Here is a 7255-nt window from a genome sequence, read left to right as displayed (position 1 = left end):
ACGCGCTTTAGCGCTCTGTCGCGAGGTGGCGTATATTACGCTTTCCTCTTTCAGAGTCAACCCTCATTTTCAGGTTTTTCCCTTCAACCGAACCGGCTGTTTGTGTGAAGTGATTCACATCCGCCGTGTCGATGGAGGCGCATTATAGGGAGTCGACTCAGGAAGACAAGCGGAAAAATGCATTTTTGTTTCAACCGCTCACCTTTTATCCACAACGCTTACTTTTGCTGCTTTTTGATCGCCATTGGCAGGTCTGCCAGACTATTTATGACCAAATCTGCTGCATTTTCTGCTTCCGGCGTGACGGGTTTGCCTGTGCGCACCAATACCTTCGTGCCAACATTCGCAGCTGTCGCCGCCTGCATATCTTCAATTTTGTCGCCAACCATATAAGAAGCGGCCATATCGATGTGCAAGAAGTCTCGGGCGGAGATAAACATGCCAGGATGCGGTTTACGGCAGTCGCAGACCTGACGATACTCTTCTACAGTACCCTGCGGGTGATGCGGGCAGTAGTAGATACCATCCAGCTCAACGTCGCGATCGGCCAGCGACCAGTCCATCCATTCGGTCAACGTTTCAAACTGCGCCTCAGTAAATTTACCACGCGCGATACCAGACTGGTTCGTCACGATAATAAGCGCGTAACCCATCTTTTTAAGTTCACGCATGGCATCAATAACGCCGTCGATAAACTCAAACTCGTCGATCTCATGTACATAACCGTGGTCCACATTAATGGTACCGTCACGGTCGAGAAAAATTGCGGGTACAGACTTTGCCACCTTTTATAGCTCCTGAATAAGGCATGTGACTCTAGTATCGCATGTTTCAGCGGGCAAGAAAGTGCTCATCGTGCAAAGCCCGATTGATTTAGACGTCTGGATGCCTTAACATCCATCTTGTTGACGGCTTCGACCGTACCTGACAGACGAAAATGCCACGGCTAACTTAATTACGATAATAAATAACCAATGATTAAACTTTCGAATATCACCAAAGTGTTCCAGCAGGGGACTCGCACCATTCAGGCGCTAAATAATGTCAGCCTGCATGTTCCTGCCGGGCAGATTTATGGCGTTATTGGCGCCTCCGGCGCCGGTAAAAGTACGCTCATCCGCTGCGTTAACCTACTCGAACGCCCTACCGAAGGCAGCGTTCAGGTTGGCGGTCAGGAGCTGACCACGCTTTCTGAGTCGGAGTTGACTAAAGCTCGCCGTCAAATCGGCATGATTTTTCAGCACTTTAACCTGCTCTCTTCCCGTACGGTGTTCGGTAACGTCGCACTACCGCTGGAACTGGATAACACGCCAAAAGAAGAGATCAAACGCCGCGTAACAGAACTGTTGGATTTGGTTGGTCTTGGAGACAAGCACGATAGCTACCCGGCCAACCTTTCCGGTGGACAAAAACAGCGTGTGGCAATCGCCCGTGCGCTGGCAAGTAATCCCAAAGTGTTGCTGTGCGATGAAGCCACCAGCGCACTCGATCCGGCAACGACCCGCTCGATTCTGGAATTATTGAAAGATATTAATCGTCGTCTGGGACTCACCATTCTGCTGATTACCCACGAAATGGACGTTGTAAAACGTATTTGTGACTGCGTGGCGGTCATCAGCAATGGTGAACTGATTGAGCAAGACACCGTTAGTGAAGTGTTCTCACATCCGAAAACGCCGCTGGCACAGAAATTTATCCAGTCCACGCTGCACCTGGATATTCCGGAAGATTATCTGGAACGTTTGAAAGCGGAGCCTGAAGCCGACAGCGTGCCGATGCTGCGTATGGAATTCACCGGCCATTCGGTCGATGCACCGCTACTTTCTGAGACGGCCCGTCGGTTTAATGTGAATAACAACATTATTAGCGCGCAGATGGATTACGCCGGCGGTGTGAAGTTCGGCATCATGCTGACTGAAATGCACGGCACACAGGAAGATACACAAGCAGCCATCAGTTGGTTGCAGGAACACCATGTAAAAGTAGAGGTACTGGGTTATGTCTGAGCCGATGATGTGGCTGCTGGTTCGCGGCGTATGGGAAACGCTGGCAATGACCTTTGTGTCCGGTTTTTTTGGCTTTGTGATTGGTCTGCCGGTCGGCGTGTTGCTGTACGTAACGCGTCCGGGGCAAATTATTGAGAACGCGAAGCTCTACCGTACGCTCTCTGCGCTGGTGAACATTTTCCGTTCCATCCCGTTCATCATCTTACTGGTGTGGATGATTCCGTTCACCCGCATGATCGTAGGCACCTCTATCGGACTGCAGGCAGCTATCGTTCCGCTGACCGTCGGTGCCGCGCCGTTTATCGCCCGTATGGTGGAAAACGCGCTGCTCGAAATCCCGACCGGGCTGATAGAAGCCTCTCGTGCGATGGGCGCCACGCCGCTGCAAATTGTACGTAAGGTATTACTGCCAGAAGCGCTGCCAGGACTGGTCAATGCGGCCACCATCACCCTTATCACGCTGGTTGGTTACTCCGCGATGGGCGGTGCCGTCGGTGCCGGTGGTCTTGGACAGATTGGCTATCAGTACGGCTATATTGGTTACAACGCTACCGTAATGAATACAGTACTGGTATTGCTCGTCGTTCTGGTTTATTTAATTCAGTTATCCGGCGATCGCATCGTCCGGGCTGTCACGCACAAATAACGTTGCACACAACACTAAAAACTCATTAAGAAAAGGAAATAAGCATGGCGTTCAAATTCAAAACCTTTGCGGCAGTTGGAGCCCTGATCGGTTCTCTGGCACTTGTGGGTTGCGGTCAGGATGAAAAAGATCCTAATCACATCAAAGTGGGCGTTATTGTTGGCGCAGAGCAGCAGGTTGCAGAAGTCGCGCAGAAAGTGGCAAAAGAAAAATACGGTCTGGACGTTGAGCTGGTCACGTTTAACGATTACGTTCTGCCTAACGAAGCGCTGAGCAAAGGCGATATCGATGCTAACGCCTTCCAGCACAAACCATACCTGGACCAGCAGATCAAAGATCGTGGTTACAAGCTGGTTGCTGTAGGCAATACTTTTGTTTACCCGATTGCGGGCTACTCCAAAAAAATCAAATCACTGGATGAGCTGCAGGACGGTTCCCAGGTCGCGATTCCAAACGACCCGACTAACCTTGGCCGTTCCTTGCTGCTGCTGCAAAAAGTGGGCTTAATCAAACTGAAAGACGGTGTTGGCCTGCTGCCAACCGCGCTGGACGTGATTGAAAACCCGAAAAACCTGAAGCTGGTTGAACTGGAAGCACCGCAGCTGCCGCGTTCCCTGGACGATGCACAAATCGCACTGGCGGTCATCAACACCACCTACGCCAGCCAGATCGGCCTGACTCCGGCAAAAGACGGTATCTTTGTTGAAGATAAAGATTCCCCGTACGTAAACCTGATTGTAACTCGTGAAGACAATAAAGATGCTGAGAACGTGAAGAAATTCGTTGAAGCATACCAGTCTGACGAAGTGTACGAAGCAGCAAACAAAGTCTTCAACGGCGGTGCTGTTAAGGGCTGGTAATTTTAGGCTGTTTACAGAATCTGTAATATCATCAGGACGGGCGCTTGCCCGTCTTGTCATTTATGCAAGCACCTGATTCAATATCTGACGTTTAGATCATTCATTGAGGAAATATTATGCGTGCTTTACCGATCTGTTTAGTAGCACTCTTGCTGAGCGGCTGTTCTATGTTAAGCAGATCCCCTGTTGAACCCGTTCAAAGCACCGCAACCCCGCCGAAAGCGGAGCCGGAAAAACCGAAAGCACCGCGCGCTGCGCCGGTAAGAATCATTACTAACGCTGAAGATTTAGTAGGCAAACCGTTCCGCGATCTTGGCGAAGTTAGCGGTGAATCCTGCCAGGCTTCAAACCAGGATTCCCCTCCGAGCATTCCAACCGCACGCAAACGCATGCAGATTAACGCATCAAAAATGAAAGCTAATGCGGTATTGCTGCACAGTTGCGAGGTGACCAGCGGAACGCCGGGTTGCTATCGTCAGGCGGTTTGCATCGGTTCTGCACTGAACATTTCGGCGAAATGAGCCATTTTCAGTTCGAGCAAATAGGCGTTATCCGCTCACCTTATAAAGAAAAGTTCGCCGTTCCACGCCAGCCCGGTCTGGTGAAAAGCGCCAGCGGTGAACTGCATTTGCTCGCACCTTATAACCAGGCCGATGCCGTTCGCGGCCTGGAAGCCTTCAGTCATTTGTGGGTGATTTTTGTTTTTCACCAGACAATGGAAGGTGGATGGCGTCCGACCGTGCGCCCTCCCCGCCTTGGCGGCAACGCCAGAATGGGTGTCTTTGCCACGCGTTCAACGTTTCGTCCTAACCCTGTTGGCATGTCGTTGGTTGAGCTACGGGGCATCCGCTGCCATAAAGAGCACGTGATCCTCGAACTCGGTGGGCTGGATCTTGTTGATGGCACGCCAGTCGTAGATATAAAACCGTATCTGCCGTTTGCCGAATCGTTACCCGATGCTCGCGCCAGCTATGCTCAGGATGCCCCCAAGGCCAGCGTAGACGTGACGTTCAGTGAAGATCTCGCGGAGCAGCTACCGAAGCTCGAACAACGTTACCCGCATCTTCGTCAGTTTATTGCCGAAGTGCTGGCGCAGGATCCGCGTCCTGCCTACCGTAAAAACGAGGAAGAAGGCAAAACCTACGCCGTCTGGCTGCTGGACTTTAACGTCCGCTGGCGCGTCACGCCGTCAGGATTTGAGGTCTTTGCTCTGGAAGCCCGCTAATTTGCGTCGCGTACTCTTTTGACATCCCTTTCTCGCTGGTAAACTAAACCACTTTTGTTTTGTGCCAGGCTCGTTTTGAGCCTGTTCGATCGTTCAACTGGAACCGTAACAACATGCGTACTAGCCAATATCTGCTCTCCACTCTGAAGGAGACACCTGCCGACGCCGAAGTCATCAGCCACCAGCTGATGTTGCGCGCCGGGATGATCCGCAAGCTGGCCTCCGGGTTATATACCTGGCTGCCGACCGGCGTGCGCGTCCTGAAAAAAGTCGAAAACATCGTGCGTGAAGAGATGAACAACGCCGGTGCGATCGAGGTGTTGATGCCGGTCGTTCAGCCTTCTGAACTGTGGGAAGAGAGCGGCCGTTGGGAACAATACGGCCCGGAACTGCTGCGTATTGCTGACCGTGGCGATCGTTCGTTCGTCCTCGGCCCAACGCATGAAGAAGTGATCACCGACCTGATCCGTAACGAGCTGAGCTCTTACAAACAGCTGCCGCTGAACTTCTATCAGATTCAGACCAAATTCCGTGACGAAGTCCGTCCGCGCTTCGGCGTGATGCGCTCCCGCGAATTCCTGATGAAAGATGCATACTCTTTCCACACCTCTCAGGAATCCCTGCAGGAAACCTACGACGCGATGTACGCTGCGTATAGCAAAATCTTCAGCCGTATGGGGCTGGATTTCCGTGCAGTACAAGCGGATACCGGTTCTATCGGCGGCAGCGCCTCTCACGAATTCCAGGTGCTGGCGCAGAGCGGCGAAGACGATGTGATCTTCTCCGACTCCTCTGACTATGCGGCGAACATCGAATTTGCCGAAGCCGTTGCGCCGAAAGAGCCGCGCGGGGCAGCAACCCAGGAAATGACGTTGGTAGATACGCCGAACGCTAAAACCATCGCCGAACTGGTTGAGCAGTTCAACCTGCCTATCGAAAAAACCGTGAAAACCCTGCTGGTGAAAGCGGTTGAAGGCAGCAGCTACCCGCTGGTCGCCCTGCTGGTTCGTGGCGATCACGAGCTGAACGAAGTCAAAGCGGAAAAACTGCCGCAGGTTGCCAGCCCGCTGACCTTTGCCACCGAAGAAGAAATTCGTGCGCTGGTAAAAGCAGGTCCTGGTTCGCTCGGTCCGGTGAATATGCCAATTCCGGTGGTTATCGACCGTACCGTTGCAGTAATGAGCGATTTCGCTGCCGGTGCCAACATCGACGGTAAACACTATTTCGGTATCAACTGGGATCGCGACGTGGCCACCCCGGAAGTTGCTGACATCCGTAACGTGGTCGCCGGCGACCCTAGCCCGGACGGCAAAGGTACGCTGATGATCAAACGCGGTATCGAAGTCGGCCACATCTTCCAGTTGGGTACCAAGTACTCTGAAGCGATGAAAGCCGCTGTTCAGGGCGAAGATGGCCGTAACCAGACCCTGACTATGGGCTGCTACGGTATCGGGGTCACTCGCGTAGTCGCTGCTGCTATTGAACAGAACTTTGACGATCGTGGCATCGTATGGCCAGATGCCATTGCCCCGTTCCAGGTCGCCATTCTGCCGATGAACATGCACAAATCCTACCGTGTGCAGGAGTTGGCTGAAAAGCTGTATGCTGAGCTGCGCGCGCAAGGTATCGAAGTGCTGATGGACGATCGTAAAGAGCGTCCGGGCGTGATGTTTGCCGATATGGAACTGATCGGTATCCCACACACCATCGTGCTGGGCGACCGTAACCTCGACAACGACGATATCGAATACAAATACCGTCGTAACGGCGAGAAAGAGCTGATTAAAACCGGCGACATCGTCGACTTCCTGGTCAAAGCCATTAAAGGCTAATACCAATAAATATCCTCCGGCATAGCCGGAGGTTTTTCTGATGCGCCTATAAGGCTCTGTTACCAGCCGCGCCCTAACAGGCGCATACGATCTGACATTTGCATCAGACTTCGTTACTTACGGCCCGTAAACGGGCTACCCGGATAAGGGATCGATAACTGCTCGCCCATTTTATCCTCTGCAAGCTGGTGCTTTATGTATTCCTGTATCCTTGCTGTGTTCTTACCCACCGTATCTACGTAATACCCACGACACCAGAACTCCCTGTTCCTGTATTTAAACTTCATATCACCAAACTGCTCATACAACATCAGACTGCTTTTACCTTTCAGATAACCCATAAAACCGGATACGCTCATTTTGGGCGGGATTTCCACAAGCATATGGATATGATCTGCACAGCATTCCGCTTCCAGGATCCGCACGTTTTTCCACTCACACAGCTTTCTTAAGATGCTGCCTATCGCCCTACGTTTCTCCCCGTAGAATGCTTGTCTTCGGTATTTGGGCGCAAAAACTATGTGATATTTACAGTTCCATCGGGTGTGCGCTAAGCTCTTTTCGTCCCCCATTGGGACCCCCTTTTGATTTCTTGTTTAACCCTTGCAGTTGCCAGACCGCAAGGTGTTTTAACAAATCAAAAGGGGTTTTAATAACTGGCCCAAAGCTGAAAGCTTTCCGGAACC

General features: G+C 51.9%; 8 protein-coding genes. 6 read left to right on the top strand and 2 right to left on the bottom strand.

The window, feature by feature from the left end:
* Positions 1-218: 218 nt before the first annotated feature.
* On the bottom strand, positions 219-785 hold the full coding sequence (gene gmhB / locus OGY68_RS05400; protein WP_008786280.1) for a D-glycero-beta-D-manno-heptose 1,7-bisphosphate 7-phosphatase: 567 nt from the start codon (positions 783-785) through the stop codon (positions 219-221).
* A 189-nt stretch (positions 786-974) separates the two neighbouring features.
* On the opposite strand from gmhB, the gene metN reads away from it, so the two are divergent.
* The 6 genes from metN (at position 975) to proS (ending at position 6569) form a co-directional block, all read left to right on the top strand.
* Positions 975-2006 (top strand): methionine ABC transporter ATP-binding protein MetN, encoded by a 1032-nt coding sequence (gene metN, locus OGY68_RS05395; RefSeq protein ID WP_003829140.1) that lies wholly within the window; start codon positions 975-977, stop codon positions 2004-2006.
* Positions 1999-2652: a methionine ABC transporter permease MetI gene (locus tag OGY68_RS05390; protein WP_003018471.1), complete on the top strand. Its 654-nt coding sequence runs from the start codon at positions 1999-2001 to the stop codon at positions 2650-2652. The genes metN and OGY68_RS05390 overlap by 8 nt, the downstream gene beginning before the upstream one ends.
* A gap of 44 nt (positions 2653-2696) precedes the next feature.
* Positions 2697-3512, top strand: coding sequence for a methionine ABC transporter substrate-binding lipoprotein MetQ (gene metQ, locus OGY68_RS05385; protein WP_003829145.1), 816 nt, complete (start codon positions 2697-2699; stop codon positions 3510-3512).
* A 116-nt stretch (positions 3513-3628) separates the two neighbouring features.
* Entirely contained in the window at positions 3629-4033 is a 405-nt protein-coding gene (gene rcsF, locus OGY68_RS05380) for an envelope stress sensor lipoprotein RcsF (protein WP_057067122.1), read from the top strand.
* The gene (gene tsaA / locus OGY68_RS05375; protein ID WP_275383505.1) at positions 4030-4737 is read left to right on the top strand and encodes a tRNA (N6-threonylcarbamoyladenosine(37)-N6)-methyltransferase TrmO; all 708 of its coding nucleotides are present in this window, start codon (positions 4030-4032) and stop codon (positions 4735-4737) included. The genes rcsF and tsaA overlap by 4 nt, the downstream gene beginning before the upstream one ends.
* A gap of 113 nt (positions 4738-4850) precedes the next feature.
* Positions 4851-6569, top strand: a complete 1719-nt coding sequence (gene proS / locus OGY68_RS05370) for a proline--tRNA ligase (protein ID WP_057067120.1) — start codon at positions 4851-4853, stop codon at positions 6567-6569.
* A 113-nt stretch (positions 6570-6682) separates the two neighbouring features.
* On the opposite strand, the gene tnpA is transcribed toward proS, so the two are convergent.
* Positions 6683-7141, bottom strand: a complete 459-nt coding sequence (gene tnpA / locus OGY68_RS05365; RefSeq protein WP_057069660.1) for an IS200/IS605 family transposase — start codon at positions 7139-7141, stop codon at positions 6683-6685.
* Positions 7142-7255: the final 114 nt, after the last annotated feature.

It is taken from the genome of Citrobacter sp. Cpo065, from assembly GCF_030332805.1.
In the GTDB taxonomy this organism is placed as follows: domain Bacteria; phylum Pseudomonadota; class Gammaproteobacteria; order Enterobacterales; family Enterobacteriaceae; genus Citrobacter; species Citrobacter portucalensis.
Note: the sequence above shows the minus strand (reverse complement) of the source record. Positions and strands in the feature narration are given on the sequence as shown.

Coding starts and splice junctions, on each gene's coding strand:
- metN (WP_003829140.1), top strand. CDS start 975: ATGATTAAACTTTCGAATATCACCAAAGTGTTCCAGCAGGGGACTCGC.
- OGY68_RS05390 (WP_003018471.1), top strand. CDS start 1,999: ATGTCTGAGCCGATGATGTGGCTGCTGGTTCGCGGCGTATGGGAAACG.
- metQ (WP_003829145.1), top strand. CDS start 2,697: ATGGCGTTCAAATTCAAAACCTTTGCGGCAGTTGGAGCCCTGATCGGT.
- rcsF (WP_057067122.1), top strand. CDS start 3,629: ATGCGTGCTTTACCGATCTGTTTAGTAGCACTCTTGCTGAGCGGCTGT.
- tsaA (WP_275383505.1), top strand. CDS start 4,030: ATGAGCCATTTTCAGTTCGAGCAAATAGGCGTTATCCGCTCACCTTAT.
- proS (WP_057067120.1), top strand. CDS start 4,851: ATGCGTACTAGCCAATATCTGCTCTCCACTCTGAAGGAGACACCTGCC.
- tnpA (WP_057069660.1), bottom strand. CDS start 7,141: ATGGGGGACGAAAAGAGCTTAGCGCACACCCGATGGAACTGTAAATAT.